Origin of the sequence: Arcanobacterium haemolyticum DSM 20595 (assembly GCF_000092365.1) — a bacterium.
Classification (GTDB): Bacteria; Actinomycetota; Actinomycetes; order Actinomycetales; family Actinomycetaceae; genus Arcanobacterium; species Arcanobacterium haemolyticum.
Map to the genome: position 1 here is coordinate 1201484 of NC_014218.1, position 14178 is coordinate 1215661.

At 52.5% G+C, this 14178-nt stretch carries 11 protein-coding genes; 5 read left to right on the top strand and 6 right to left on the bottom strand.

The window, feature by feature from the left end:
- Positions 1–14: 14 nt before the first annotated feature.
- Positions 15–707, bottom strand: coding sequence for a nicotinate-nucleotide adenylyltransferase (gene nadD / locus ARCH_RS05400; RefSeq protein ID WP_013170274.1), 693 nt, complete (start codon positions 705–707; stop codon positions 15–17).
- A 171-nt stretch (positions 708–878) separates the two neighbouring features.
- Between nadD and trxA the strand changes: the two genes are divergently transcribed.
- Complete coding sequence (gene trxA, locus ARCH_RS05405; protein ID WP_013170275.1) at positions 879–1244, top strand: thioredoxin; 366 nt, start codon at positions 879–881, stop codon at positions 1242–1244.
- A 64-nt stretch (positions 1245–1308) separates the two neighbouring features.
- Here trxA and ARCH_RS05410 read toward each other — a convergent pair whose 3' ends face one another.
- The 5 genes from ARCH_RS05410 to ARCH_RS05430 form a co-directional block, all read right to left on the bottom strand.
- The gene (locus ARCH_RS05410; protein WP_013170276.1) at positions 1309–2250 is read right to left on the bottom strand and encodes a hypothetical protein; all 942 of its coding nucleotides are present in this window, start codon (positions 2248–2250) and stop codon (positions 1309–1311) included.
- Positions 2251–2529: 279 nt separating this feature from the next.
- Positions 2530–4074 (bottom strand): GTPase ObgE, encoded by a 1545-nt coding sequence (obgE, locus tag ARCH_RS05415; RefSeq protein ID WP_013170277.1) that lies wholly within the window; start codon positions 4072–4074, stop codon positions 2530–2532.
- A gap of 100 nt (positions 4075–4174) precedes the next feature.
- Positions 4175–4432, bottom strand: a complete 258-nt coding sequence (gene rpmA, locus ARCH_RS05420; protein ID WP_013170278.1) for a 50S ribosomal protein L27 — start codon at positions 4430–4432, stop codon at positions 4175–4177.
- Between the two features lie 50 nt (positions 4433–4482).
- A complete protein-coding gene (gene rplU, locus ARCH_RS05425; protein ID WP_013170279.1) occupies positions 4483–4788 on the bottom strand; it encodes a 50S ribosomal protein L21 in 306 nt (101 codons plus the stop codon).
- Positions 4789–4949: 161 nt separating this feature from the next.
- A complete protein-coding gene (locus tag ARCH_RS05430) occupies positions 4950–7484 on the bottom strand; it encodes an Rne/Rng family ribonuclease (RefSeq protein ID WP_187286501.1) in 2535 nt (844 codons plus the stop codon).
- A 466-nt stretch (positions 7485–7950) separates the two neighbouring features.
- Between ARCH_RS05430 and ARCH_RS05435 the strand changes: the two genes are divergently transcribed.
- The 4 genes from ARCH_RS05435 (at position 7951) to cydC (ending at position 14178) form a co-directional block, all read left to right on the top strand.
- Positions 7951–9450, top strand: a complete 1500-nt coding sequence (locus ARCH_RS05435) for a cytochrome ubiquinol oxidase subunit I (RefSeq protein ID WP_013170281.1) — start codon at positions 7951–7953, stop codon at positions 9448–9450.
- 18 nt (positions 9451–9468) lie between these two features.
- Positions 9469–10608, top strand: a complete 1140-nt coding sequence (gene cydB / locus ARCH_RS05440) for a cytochrome d ubiquinol oxidase subunit II (protein ID WP_013170282.1) — start codon at positions 9469–9471, stop codon at positions 10606–10608.
- Between the two features lie 151 nt (positions 10609–10759).
- Positions 10760–12421 carry a thiol reductant ABC exporter subunit CydD gene (gene cydD, locus ARCH_RS05445; RefSeq protein ID WP_013170283.1) on the top strand — a complete coding sequence of 554 codons (1662 nt, stop codon included), beginning with the start codon at positions 10760–10762 and terminating at the stop codon, positions 12419–12421.
- Entirely contained in the window at positions 12418–14178 is a 1761-nt protein-coding gene (cydC, locus tag ARCH_RS05450; RefSeq protein WP_013170284.1) for a thiol reductant ABC exporter subunit CydC, read from the top strand. Before cydD ends, cydC begins: the two co-directional genes overlap by 4 nt.

Below are 14178 nucleotides of genomic sequence, written 5' to 3' on the forward strand. Positions count from 1 at the left end.
TACAATTTACTATTTTAAGCATTGTAATCGCTCACGATCCCTGCCAACGCAGTGGTATGAGCTTCTTCTGGTCTATATAAATGATACTTGTTGATGTACTGAACTACGCCATCGGGAACTAAATACCACGTAGGAATACCTGACGTCACACGTTCTCTCACACCAGTGGACGATATTGCCATTGCAGGAATCTCAATTAACGAAACGCCACCTTCAGGTAAGCCAGTCATATCTAGCTCATGCCCTGGTCTGCTAACTCCCACAAAGTGAGCAAGCTTCCACAACTCTTGTGAATCCTTCCACTGAAGAATCTGTGGCAAAACATCAGCCCCCGTAATGAAAAACAATTCATCATCCGGATAGATCTTTCGAATATCACGTAGCGTATCAACAGTATACGTTTTACCGCCTCGATCAATATCAACACGAGATACTGAAAAGCGTGGGTTAGATGCTGTAGCAATCACAGTCATGAGATACCTGTGCTCCCCCAGGGAAATATGACGCCCCACCTTAAATGGGTTATCACCTGCAGGAACAAACACTACTTCATCTAATCCAAAGACGTGTTGAACTTCAGAAGCTGCCACAAGGTGACCATGATGGATAGGATCGAATGTTCCTCCCATGATCCCGATCCGGCGCCCGGATCGGTTTCCTTGTGTTTCTGCTCCACGTAGAGCAGATGCTTCTTCTTGATTATTCATAATTTTATTTTATCGAACATCCCCTGATAACAAGCCTTCATCCGGTGAATGTCACCTTTCTTAGGATCAGCTAAAAACGAAATACACCTACACCGGGAATTTCTTTGGCACTTATGCGTTAATGTGTAAGTCAAGAGATCAGGTTATGACACCTAAAGAGAAAGGCCCCTGATGGCTACCGTAGAAATTACCGCGGATAACTTCAAAGATCACGTTAACTCAGGCATCACTGTGCTCGATTTCTGGGCAGAGTGGTGTGGACCATGCCGTATGTTTGGCCCAACGTTTGAAGCTGTTTCCGAACAGAATCCAGAAGTGACTTTCGGTAAGATCAACACCGAAGAACAAACTGAACTGGCTCAAGCTTTCCAAGTCATGTCCATCCCAACCGTCATGGTTTTCCGTGATGGCATCCGCCTCTACGAAGGTGCTGGCGCTCTTGCTCGCGATCAGCTCCAGGCCCTCATCCAGAAGGCTGAAGAACTCAACATGGATGACGTCCGTGCACAAATCGAAGAAGCCAGCAAAGACGCCTGATCCTTTCTATCCGTAATGTGGGTGTGGGGAGCGTTTCTGAAACGCTCCCCACACCCACATCCGACTAGATTAACGATTGGCGTTTGACTTTACCACCAGAACGGCCGCTGAGAATCGGCACTACACCACGAAGCAAAGCTGCAAGATCTGTAGGCAACGATGCTGGCAAGATGACCACACCATCCACAGCCCCTAACCCAACCCAGCGTTCAATCATATCGGCCACATCATAGACAGTTCCGATGACCCGCGGGATTCTATCAAAAACTTCACATCCTGAAATTGCTGAAACGAGTAGAGCACGTTCATAGGCCGCACTTGACGTTTCAGAGATGACTACGCCCATATCAACAACAACAGGCACATTTCTTCCCACATCACGTGCTGCAGATCTGATACCGAAACGTAGGCCACGGGCAATATGTGGATCAGAAACCCGCAACCTCACCATGTCCGCGTAATGTGCAACAACATTGAGTACCTCAGCCGGCAGCACATCACTAACAACGTTTAGAACAAGGCCCACACCTGCCGCTTTGACTGCCTTTAAAGCTGGGATAACCGATCCTGGAAAACCATCTTGCTCAATAGTGATCGCCAAAGATGCCCATCCGGCCGCGTCCACCGCCACACTATCAAGTGCTTCAGGAATGAGTTGTGCTTTAACCTCCATAACAACTCCGCTACCGGATATGCCACGCAATTGAGCGCCAACATTGACAGCATCTAATGCAGAATTCGGATGTGCCGTACTGGCGCAAAAATCAGCAGAGAGGGCAACAAAATCCAATCCGCCTCCGGTAGCTGCACGTGCCGCCGCCATCATCTTCCCATAGTGAAAAGGTTCAGAATCAAAAGCGGCACATTCAGTAAACTGTTGTACCCCGAGCATAGAAAGATCAACGCCTAACCAAGCGGCTGTCATATGCTCAGAATAGATTCCCTCAACACCAGCTACAGATGTTTGCACTACTGCTTCCCTGCTTACGTTCACGTTGATCGTCATGGTGATTCCTCGCAAATGATGTGGCCTATAGATGCCAGTGTGAAAGATATACTTTCTCCTTGTTTGTTGTTAAGGAATGTACTATTAAATTTAGCGATAAAGCAAGATGTGACCCTACAAATAGTCGATTATCACTACAGACAAATTAAGGCTTTAGTAAATTTTTAGCGAACTCCTGCGGAAAACTCTGACCATTTACTATCTCGTGAATTGTCACACAATACATGGAGGGCGGACCTACAGGCCCGCCCTCCAGCAGAAACATATTCCAGTCACATGTTATTCATCGTCAACATTCAAAAATTCATCAGCAAGCGGATCAGTCCACAAACCAACCTGACGTTCCATCCACAACTCCTGACGCGCAGCTTCCTTCGCATCCATCATCTCGTGATACTGACTCTTACGCTCCCGGCGCGTTGGACGAACATTTTCATCAAGGCGAATATCAGTGCCACGCGGACTCAACAACTCGGCACCAGTAGCCATGGTCGGCTCCCAATCAAAGATCATGCCATCTTCAACCGTACCAATCACAACCATGTCACCAGCACGCGCACCAACCTTCATCAACTGCTTTTCAACACCCAGGTTATTCAAACGATCAGCCAAATACCCCACAGCTTCGTCGTTCGAAAAATCAGTCTGACGAACCCAACGTTCAGGTTTAGTACCACGAACCTGGTAGAAAATCTTCTCCCCCTGCTTACGCGGCGTAATCGTAAAGGACGAATCATCCTTCTTTTCAAGAGGACGAATGACAGGGCGAACGTCGTCGTCTTCCGCTTCCTGAACACGCAAATGATCCACAATCGTACCCAACGCGAAACCAAGCTCACGCAAACCCTCACGCGAAACCACAGAAACTTCAAACACAGCCAAGCCGCGGCTCTTCAACTCATCCTTCACAAAATCAGCCATGTCACGCGCATCCGGAACATCAATCTTGTTCAACACAACAATACGCGGGCGCTCCATCAACGGAACGCGGCCATCAATCGGTGGAATCGCCGCAGCATACGCAGCCAACTCCCCCTCAATCGTTTCCAAATCAGAAATCGGATCGCGATCAGACTCCAACGTAGCGCAATCCAACACGTGAACAATCGCCGCACAACGCTCAATATGACGCAAGAACTCATGCCCCAAGCCCTTGCCCTCCGACGCGCCCGGAATCAACCCCGGCACATCGGCAATAGTAAAACGCTTCTCCCCCGCTTCCACCACGCCAAGATTCGGGACCAACGTAGTAAACGGATAGTCTGCAATCTTCGGACGCGCAGCAGACATCGCCGCAATCAACGACGACTTGCCCGCCGATGGGAAACCCACCAACGCAACATCTGCCACAGACTTAAGCTCTAAGACAACGTCAATCGCTTCGCCTTCTTCACCAAGAAGAGCAAAACCAGGCGCCTTACGCTTCGGAGAAGCGAGTGCTGCATTGCCAAGACCGCCCTGGCCACCTTCAGCGATCACGATTTCAACGCCGGCGCCCATCATATCGGCAAGAATATTGCCGTCCATGTCCTTCACAACCGTGCCATTTGGAACGTTCACGATCAGATCTTCACCACGCTTACCATGACGCAAATCGCCCGCACCCGGCTTACCATTAGTTGCCTTCAAATGCGGCGAATGATGAAGAGCCAACAAGGTGGTTTCCTGGGGATCCACACGGAACACGATGTCGCCCCCATGCCCACCATTGGCGCCATCTGGGCCACCGAGCGGCTTGAACTTTTCACGGCGCACAGACGCCGCACCGTTGCCACCCTTACCAGCCTCCAGGTGGAGAACAACGCGATCAATAAAGCTTGCCATGAACAGTTCTTCTTTCTATCTACTTCAGCAAAAATGCACGAGAGGGCGGAGAGCTAACGCCCTCCACCCTCTCGAGTATGTCGTATATGACTCGCGCCAATCAGGCCTGAGCCGCGACGATGTTCACGACCTTGCGATCACGGCGAGTACCAAACTCAACGTGACCGGTTTCAAGCGCGAACAGCGTGTCGTCCTTACCGCGGCCAACGTTGGCACCCGGGTGGAAGTGAGTGCCGCGCTGACGCACGAGGATCTCGCCTGCGTTAACAAACTCGCCACCAAAACGCTTCACGCCGAGGCGCTTGGCGTTAGAGTCGCGACCGTTGCTAGTAGAGCTAGCGCCCTTCTTATGTGCCATGTCTTAGACCTTCTTCTTATTAACAGCTCGTTGGACGGTAAGTTAATCGATCACTTAATGTCAGTGATCTTAACACGGGTAAGCTTCTGGCGGTGACCCTGACGCTTACGGTAACCCGTCTTGTTCTTGTACTTGATGATTGAGATCTTTGGACCCTTTTCATCGCGAACAATTTCGGCGCTGACCTTGGCCTTGATGCCATCCGCTGCTGAGGTGATCTTGTCACCGTCGACGAGCATGATCGGCTCGAGCTCGACCTTGTCGCCAGCTTCGCCTGCAATCTTGTCCACAACGACGACGGAACCGACAGACACCTTTTCCTGGCGGCCGCCTACCTTGACAATCGCGTAAACCACGTTCTGCTCATCTCTGTCGAAACTGATGCATCCGGGATCGGATGCCCTGAAAATTAGTTAGCGCTATAAACTGCGCCAGCAATTAACGATACTGAAACACTCGAGCCGATACAAGTTTATCTCAAGCGATTCAGACCACAATTACTATTGTCCTCTCCGGATTATTTCTTTACCGGGAAGCTCATGATAGCTGAAGATGCACGCTGTGTTGGAGTGATTGTACCAGATGAAGTGACGCGTTTCTTCGTCTTTTTCACGGGAGTTTCACTCTTTTCACGCGGTTTTTCTGCACTATCAGGTTGTGCCGCATCAGCCGATGTTGCACGTTTACGGCCACGCTTTTTGGGCGTGTCACGCTCTGCCGATTCTGATTCATGAGTGTCAGATCGATCAGAAGTCTTCTTCTTTCGCGGGCGGCCGCGCTTCGGGCGGTCCGCCTGCGCGTCCTCTGAGGCCTTCTCCACAGCCTTCTCCGCCGCTGGCACGTCAGCACTATCCGCGTCAGGTGCACCACCTTCTGCCGCCATTTCTTCATGCTTCGTAGTTGCAGCCGCTGCAATGGAGGCAAGGGCAGCTTTCACTTCTTCATGCTTCGAATCAGATTCTGCCGTGTTCTTAGCAGCGTCCTTCTTCTTAGCTTCCTTCTTGGAGGTTTGGCGCGCAGGCTTTTCTTCGTCCCGTTCTACGGGATGATCGTGGCTGATGTAGCCACGCCCTTCACAGCATTCACAGGTGGTGGAGAAGGCTTCAACGAGGCCTTGCCCTACTCGTTTGCGAGTCATTTGAACGAGGCCTAGAGAAGTCACTTCAGCAACCTGGTGGCGGGTACGATCGCGCCCTAAGCATTCGATGAGGCGGCGTAACACGAGATCGCGGTTAGCTTCCAACACCATATCGATGAAGTCAACAACGATGATTCCGCCAATATCGCGCAACCGGAGTTGGCGCACGATTTCTTCGGCGGCTTCCAGGTTGTTGCGGGTCACGGTTTCTTCCAGTGAACCACCAGATCCGGTGAATTTACCTGTGTTGACGTCAATGACAGTCATAGCCTCGGTACGATCGATAACCAGCGAGCCGCCAGATGGCAGGAACACCTTGCGATCGAATGCCTTTTGGAGTTGTTCATCTACGCGGTTTTCCTGGAAGATATCTGCGTTTGAATCCCACTTTTCGAGGCGATCAATGAGTTCTGGAGAAAGATCCGAAACGTAATGGGAGATGGTTTCCCACGCATTGTCACCAGAGATTCGCAAGGTGCGGAAATCTTCATTGAAGATGTCACGTACCACGCGCACAGCGAGTTCCGGTTCGCCTTTGAGGAGCGATGGAGCATTTTTAGACGATTTCGATTTTGCTTCGATATCCGCCCACGATTTCATGAGGCGTTCCACGTCTTGTTTGAGTTGTTCTTCCGTTGCGCCTTCGGCTGCGGTTCGAACGATCACGCCGTGTTCTGCTGGCACAACTTCCTTGAGGATCTTCTTCAAGCGGGTACGTTCACGTTCGGGGAGTTTGCGGGAAATACCGGTCATTGCTCCGCCTGGCACGAGTACCAGGTGGCGCCCTGCGAGGGTGATTTGCGCAGTGAGGCGGGCACCCTTGTGGCCGATTGGATCCTTGGTTACCTGGACGAGTACCGGATCACCAGACTTGAGTGCTTGCTCAATTTTACGTGGCTTTCCTTCGAGTCCAGTTGCATCCCAGTTCACTTCGCCAGCGTAGAGAACTGCGTTGCGGCCTTTGCCGATATCCACGAACGCAGCTTCCATTGATGGAAGGACGTTTTGTACGCGGCCAAGATAGACGTTTCCAACCATGGACGCTTGCGTATGACGCGCCACGTAGTGTTCCACCAGCACGCCATCTTCGATTACGGCGATTTGGTTGAGTCCGTCACGTTCCCGGATCAGCATGTCACGTTCAACAGATTCGCGCCGTGCCAAGTATTCCGATTCAGTGATGGTTTGGCGCCGACGGCCCGCTTCACGCCCTTCCTTGCGGCGTTGACGCTTCGCTTCGAGGCGCGTTGAACCTTTTGGTGCCGTTACTTCATCCGAGGTATTTTCAGAAGAACGACGACGGCGCCGACGCCGAACAGCAGGCTCTTCTGCCTCCAACTCTGGCTGTTCGGAATCTTCCACAACGGCTTTTGTTTTCTTCACCTTACGAACAGGCTCAGATTCTTCCTGAACCGCATCTTTGTTCTCAGCCTCAGCGTTCGAATCTACCTGAGCTTCCTCTGCCTTACCGCGCCCGCCGCGGGTACCGCGGCGGCGCTTACGGGAGGAATCGGCAGACGCTTCAGAATCATCGTGAGATTCTGCCGCCGGCTCCTGCTGCACATCAGCAGTTTCTTCAACATCTTCCTTGCGCTTCTTACGAGCACGCACTGCCCGAGCAACGTCAGGTTCCTGGAATAGAAGAGAAATCATAGGCGCAGCCGGAGTTACCTCAGGCACCGGTGCCGCATGATTTGTATCCCCCGCCGAAAAGACGATCGAGGTTGGATCCATCGGAGCCACCGTAGCCTTAGACGCTACAGATTTCTTGCGAGGAGTCTTAGCCAACTCAGCAAGCGATTCAGCTACCGATTCAGAAACGTCCTTTGAAACTGCTTTCTTAGCGGACGATTTACGTGTACGTGTTGCCTTCTTACCTTCCGGCAAAACAACATCCATGGCTTCCTCAGCCATCGGGTACCCCCTATTTCGCACACGTGCATCGCGTGTGCGGCTAGTCAATAATCACAGGATCACCTGTGGAAAGTCTCTATTGGTCAGTTATCCCGGCAGCAACGCTCACGCGGCGCACTTGAATAACTCTGGGCGTCAGATGCACGACAACCTGTAGCTAGTCTACACGTTTCTCTCCTCTTAATACACACCAGCCCCACACAACGGGACCTTAGTGCGAGAATCAGCCACCCCGTCGTCGAAAAACTCAGAAATGTGATGTGGGACAAAAATCCCAAAAAACGTGGCGCAACAATCGCCAAATAAACTGGCACATGCGCCCCAAATAAGCCATTATTACATTATGAGTTCAATGTGTCCCTAACAAAACGTTACTGAAGCACTCAGAAACGTAGGAAAACACAACGAAACGGGCTAAAAGCTCAAACGAATAATAAGTATAGGTCGCACGGAAGGTGAATATAAGGTGGATGTCCTCGACCTTGCGCGGTGGCAGTTCGGTATTACAACGGTGTATCACTTCTTGTTGGTCCCGCTAACTATCGGCCTCTCCCCACTAGTCGCATACCTACAAACAAAATGGCTTCGGAGCGGAGACACCAAGTGGCTCAAGCTCTCCGAATTCTTCGGAAAAATTCTTCTCATCAACTTCGCTCTAGGCGTCGCAACCGGAATCGTCCAAGAATTCCAGTTCGGTATGACCTGGTCCGAATACTCCCGCTACGTGGGCGATATTTTCGGTGCACCACTCGCATTCGAAGCACTGCTCGCATTCTTCCTCGAATCCGTGTTCCTTGGCGTTTGGATCTTCGGCCGCGGCCGCATCTCCCCCAAGGCACACACCGTAGCCATCTGGCTCGTTGCACTCGGAACCAACATCTCTGCACTGTTCATCCTCGCGGCGAACTCCTTCATGCAGAACCCAGTGGGCGCAGTAGCAAACCCAGTTACCGGCCGCGCAGAACTCGATGGGGTAGGCGGCTTCCTTGACGTCGTCTTCTCCCTCACCACCATCTACGCGTTTGCACACACCATCGCAGCATCCCTCATGGTTGCAGGCGCACTAGTTGCAGGCGTATCCGTCTGGTGGATCGTTCGCTCTGTTAAGAACAACAACGAACTCGAAGCAGAAGAACTCTGGAAGCCAGCCGCACGCTTCGGCTTCAAAGTTCTCGCTGTTGCCGGAATCCTCGCAGTAGCAACTGGCCACTTCATGGGCCAGCACATTTACAAAGTGCAGCCAACCAAGATGATCGCCGCTATGGGTATCGCCAAATCTGAAGAAAGCGCACCACTCGCGCTCGCCATGATCGGCACCGAACTCAAGCCAGAAAACATCATCACGTTGCCAATTCCAGGCATCGAATCCTTCATGGTCACCGATCACTTCTCTGGCCCAGAATCACGCCTCACCGGCGCAACCGAAATCCAGGAAAAGTTCACCAACATGTTCAGCGCCGAATACGGCACAGACGTGAACTACCTGCCAAACCCATTCGTTGCCTTCTATTCATTCCGAATCATGATGGCGCTCGGGTTTGCTTCAATCGCACTGGCAGGGCTAGGACTCTGGCTACTACGCAAAGATAACCTCATCCGCTCCGGCGGCGTTGCCCGCCTGTTCGTGTGGACCATCACGTTCCCATACATCGCATCCATCTTCGGGTGGATCTTGACCGAAATGGGACGCCAGCCATGGGTTGTGTATCCAAACATGGACATGGCCGATAAGATGGCACCGTCAGAAATGATCAAGCAACTCACCGATTTTGGTGTGTCGCAAAACGTTGTTCCGGCAGAAGTCTTCATCTCCCTCGCGATCTTCACGTTGCTCTACGCGGCACTCGGCGTGGTGTGGTACGTCCTTGTTAAGCGCTACGTACGTGAAGGCATCAACACCTCCAAGGATGTTGCACTCCAGTTCGATCACACCAACACTGACACGAAGCTCAGCTTCGCCTACTGAGGAAAGGACGCATAACTCATGGATCTTTCATTCCTACAAATTCTGTGGTTCATCCTCATCGTTGTACTGTGGATCGGCTACGTAACGCTCGAAGGCTTCGGCTTCGGCACCGGCATGCTCCTGCGCATTCTTCCAAAGAATGAAAAGGAACGCCGCCTACAACTCAACACCATCGGCCCACACTGGGACGGAAACGAAGTATTCTTGCTCACCGCTGGTGGCGCAACCTTCGCCGCATTCCCAGAATGGTACGCAACCATGTTCTCCGGCATGTACCTCGCACTCGTGCTCGTGCTTGTTCTGCTGATCTTGCGCATCTCCGCAATCGAATGGCGTGGCAAGATCAACTCCGATTCATGGCGTAACGCATGGGACTACCTCCACACTGGTTCAGCATGGCTGGTAGCCCTCGTCTGGGGTGTTGCTTTCGGTAACCTCGTTCAGGGCATGGCAATTCAGGTTGGCACATACGGCAAGGCTGGCGATCCATCCACCTTCGTTTCAGCTGACGTGGACAACGTGGATGCCGCTCTTGCAGAAGGCGCACAGCACTTCCTCACCGGCGGTTTCTTCTCCCTGTTTACCCCATTCACTATTGCGGCAGGCTTGGTAGTGGTCTCCTTGTTCTTGACTCACGGCGCCCTATGGCTCGCACTCAAGACAACCGGCGATTTCTCTGAACGTGCCAAGGCACTGGCTAAGAAGTCTTCCCTCGCTTCCACCGGCCTCACCGCCGTGTGGGCGCTATGGGCATTCTTCGTCTACTCCACCAACATTGTTGCCATCGTTCCACTCGCACTCGCTGCAGTTGGGCTCTTGGTTTCCACGTTCTTCACGTTGAAGGGCAAGGAGAAGGCCGGCTTCTTCTCCCACATGGCTGGAGTTGCTTTCGCAGTTGTCTTCATCTTCGCCACCACGTTCCCGTTCGCTCTGAAGTCCTCTATCAACGAGGCCTATGGATTGACTCTGGTTCAGGCATCGGCAACCTCCGCAACGCAAACAGTGATGACCATCGCTGCAGTCATTTTCGTTCCAATCGTTGCGATCTACACCATCTGGTCCTACATCTCCTTCTCACGCCGCATCGGCGTCGAATCGCTGTCTGATGAACCAGCTGGTTTGCACCCAACCAAGGTTCGTGAATTCGCTAAGGCGTAGCGTCACCTCGCAACGTGGCCAGGTATCTTCCGGGACAACCTGGCCACGTTCTTTTTGCCAACTGCCGAATTTTCCGCAGTGCCACAAAAATATGGTGGAGCCCGCCGGTAGAATAAAGAACGTCATCACCCATCCTTTAGGTTAGGACACTGTGAAACCTTTCGATCCTCGGCTTATGCAGTATGCGCGGGCCACCCGCGGCTACCTCGCCCTTCTTGTGGGGCTCGGCTTGATCTTGACTTTCCTGATCGCTGCCCAAACATATCTCATAGCGGCCATTATCTCCCCCGTCTTTTATGGCGATAGTACGCTCAGCGCCAGCAGCGGGATGCTCATTGCCCTTGTTGTAGTGTTTGTGGCCCGTACCGGGGTGACTTTCGTTCGTGGGGCAATCGGGCATCGCTCCGCGATGCGGGTAATCACTGAATTGCGTACACGCGTTCTTCGGCATGCAGGTGATCTTGGGGATCGTTGGCTCTCACGCGGCAACACGAATGAAGTGGTTACATTAACCACGCGCGGGCTGGACGATCTTGAAGATTATTTTGTGCATTTCTTGCCAGAACTATTCCTCACTGCCACCGCTACCCCGCTACTCTTGCTCATGGTCACATACATGGATTTCTTATCCGGCCTGATGATCGTCTTGTGCTTACCATTGATTCCGCTGTTTATGATCTTGATTGGGAAGATGACTGCCTCATATTCAGCAAAGCGGCTATCGGCCATGCAGCGCCTTGGAAGCCAGTTGTTAGATTTGCTCGGAGGTTTGGCCACGTTAAAAGGCGTTGGGCGCGAATCTGGCCCGGCACAACGTGTTGACGATCTTGGAACGTCATTCGCACACCGCACGATGAACACTCTGTACGTTGCATTCTTATCGGGTGCTGCACTGGAGTTCATCACAACATTGACCACCGCACTTGTAGCCGTATCCATCGGCTTGCGTATGGTCACTGGAAACGTACTGTTGTTTGAAGGACTGGTAGTGATCATGTTGACTCCCGAAGTCCTTCGCCCGCTTCGTGAAGTAGGTACGCAATTCCATGCCTCAGCGAACGGCGTGGCTGCTGCCGATCGCGCATTTAAGATTCTTGAAAGCAAGCCCTACGAACACTCTGGCACTGCCCAAGTTCCAGACATGTCTATAACACCTATTCGTTTTGATTCTGTTTCTGTTCTTGCCCCAGGCCGTGCAACGGTTGCGCCCGCCAATCTGAACGCCACAATTGCACCTGGCACTGTCACTGTTATTCGCGGCCATTCGGGCTCTGGAAAGTCCACAGCAGTCAATGTTCTCTTGGGGTTAATTCCAGCATCGTCTGGCAGAGTACTCATCGGCGATCTGGAACTATCCCACCTAGATCGGCGCTCTTGGTGGGGTACCATCACGTGGGTTCCACAGCGTCCAGCCATCGTTGTAGGAACCGTTGCCGATAATCTTGGCACAGATCCATCAGTAGATGCTGTCGCAGAAGCAGTACAGTTGACGGGCTTTGATAAGGTTATTGCTACCCTCCCCCATGGCTGGGATACGATGCTCGGCCAAGGCGGTATCGGCCTTTCTGTGGGGCAACGCCAACGCCTAGCCCTAACAAAAGCGCTAATGTCACCATCCCAAATCGTTATTCTGGATGAACCGTCGGCTCATTTGGATGCTATTGCAGAAGAATACGTCTCTGCCACAATCGCTCATCTTCGTTCACAAGGACGCACAGTTATCGTGATCGCTCATCGCTCTGCTATGAGCGACCTAGCAGATTCGATAATTGACGTTGTTTCTTCCAGCCGTACCCACCGGGAGGCATTATGATTCATCCGTTCCCTCGTGAAGAACGCGAAGCACTCACCCGTGCAGTGAAGCTACTCGATGTTGATAAAAAGAAATTCTCTTGGTCTGTATTAGCAGGATCGGGAGCTATCGGATCCACTGTTGGTCTGGGCGCTACAGCAGCATGGATGATCGCTCGTGCCGCCCAACTGCCCCCGGTCCTCGATCTGAGCGTGGCATCAGTTGGTGTGCGCGCATTCGGCGTTGGCAAAGCGATTTTCCGTTACCTCGAACGCATCGCTTCACACTGGGTTGCACTGCATGGGATGGCTCGTTTGCGCACCCACATTTACCGCCAACTCGCAGGTTCGTCAACTGATGTTGTAACCTCTCTCAAACGCGGTGATGTTCTCACACGTACCAACGCTGATGTGGATGAAATCGGGCTAGTTGTTGTTCAGTCTCTTCTCCCTATGGCGGTTGCCCTGGTAGTCTCACTCCTCACTATCGGCATACTCGGGTTCCTCTCTCCCCTCATCGCTGTAATCGTTGCGATCGCTCTGTTCCTTAGCGGAATTGTTGGCCCTATCAGCGCCATGATGGGCGCTAAAATCGCCGAACGCGGAACAATCGATAACCGCTCAAAACTCAACGATGAAGCTCTCTTCCTCTTAGAACATGCCTCTCATTTACGTATTTCTGGGCTTCTTGAAGCCACAGAAGATGCACATGACGCGATCGAACACGCTATCTGGAAACATCGCGATTCTGCCGCACGTTATTCAGCGCTAGCCTCAGCGATTGATATTTTTGCACTCGCTCTAGCGGTTATTGGCGCAATCGTCGTCGGCACATGGCAAGTTACCTCCGGCGATCTCAGTAGCGTAAACCTCGTTGTCTGTGTTCTTACCCCTCTCTCCGCATTCGAAGCCACAGCCAGAATGCCACGCGCATTCACTCAACTTACCCGTTCCGGAGCAGCCGCCCAGCGTGTGATGGCCATCATCGATCGCGCAAACGCATCACCAGCAGCCATCGAAACTCCAGATATCACTCCAGGCGCACCACTAGTTGCTCGCGGCACAGTAGCGGGCTGGCCAGGAACACGTGACGTCACAACCCCGATCAGCCTGACTATCCATCCAGGTACATCACTTGCAATTGTTGGCCCATCGGGTATCGGGAAATCAACTCTCCTCTCCACACTCGCAGGCCTTATCCCGCCACACTCCGGAACAGTCACAATCGATGGCCATAATGTTTCTGATGTTTCGCGCGCAACGCTCTCCCAACACATCAGCTTCACCGCAGAAGATGCTCACATCTTTGATACGTCGATCCTTGAAAACCTTCGAGTAGCCCGGCCAGCCATCACCGCAAATGAAGCCGAAGCGCTCCTTCACCAGGTGGGCCTCGGATCCTGGCTCAACGATCTTCCAGACGGAATAGATACTGAACTCGGCGCTGACGCCACCACAATCTCCGGTGGGGAACGCCGCCGCCTACTTCTTGCACGCGCTCTCGCTACCCCAGCCAACATCTTGCTGCTTGATGAACCAGGCGAACACCTCGATCCAGCCACCGCAGATACCCTTATCCGCGATATTTTCGGCTCCGTAGGCGCAAACCGCGCCGTCGTTGTGGTCACTCACCGGCTTTCGCCACTCGATCAAGCAGACCACGTGATTATGCTAGATAGTGATGAAACCGGGCACGCAACGATCGTCGATCAGGGCACCCACGAAGAATTACTCACCCGCAACCGGCAATACTCCTGGTCAGTGCGCCAAGAAGGGTAA

What these genes read in the sequence shown, in the direction of transcription:
- ARCH_RS05430 (WP_187286501.1), bottom strand. Translation starts at nt 7,484, where the DNA reads ATGGCTGAGGAAGCCATGGATGTTGTTTTGCCGGAAGGTAAGAAGGCA.
- nadD (WP_013170274.1), bottom strand. Translation starts at nt 707, where the DNA reads ATGAATAATCAAGAAGAAGCATCTGCTCTACGTGGAGCAGAAACACAA.
- trxA (WP_013170275.1), top strand. Translation starts at nt 879, where the DNA reads ATGGCTACCGTAGAAATTACCGCGGATAACTTCAAAGATCACGTTAAC.
- rpmA (WP_013170278.1), bottom strand. Translation starts at nt 4,432, where the DNA reads ATGGCACATAAGAAGGGCGCTAGCTCTACTAGCAACGGTCGCGACTCT.
- cydB (WP_013170282.1), top strand. Translation starts at nt 9,469, where the DNA reads ATGGATCTTTCATTCCTACAAATTCTGTGGTTCATCCTCATCGTTGTA.
- cydC (WP_013170284.1), top strand. Translation starts at nt 12,418, where the DNA reads ATGATTCATCCGTTCCCTCGTGAAGAACGCGAAGCACTCACCCGTGCA.
- ARCH_RS05410 (WP_013170276.1), bottom strand. Translation starts at nt 2,250, where the DNA reads ATGACGATCAACGTGAACGTAAGCAGGGAAGCAGTAGTGCAAACATCT.
- obgE (WP_013170277.1), bottom strand. Translation starts at nt 4,074, where the DNA reads ATGGCAAGCTTTATTGATCGCGTTGTTCTCCACCTGGAGGCTGGTAAG.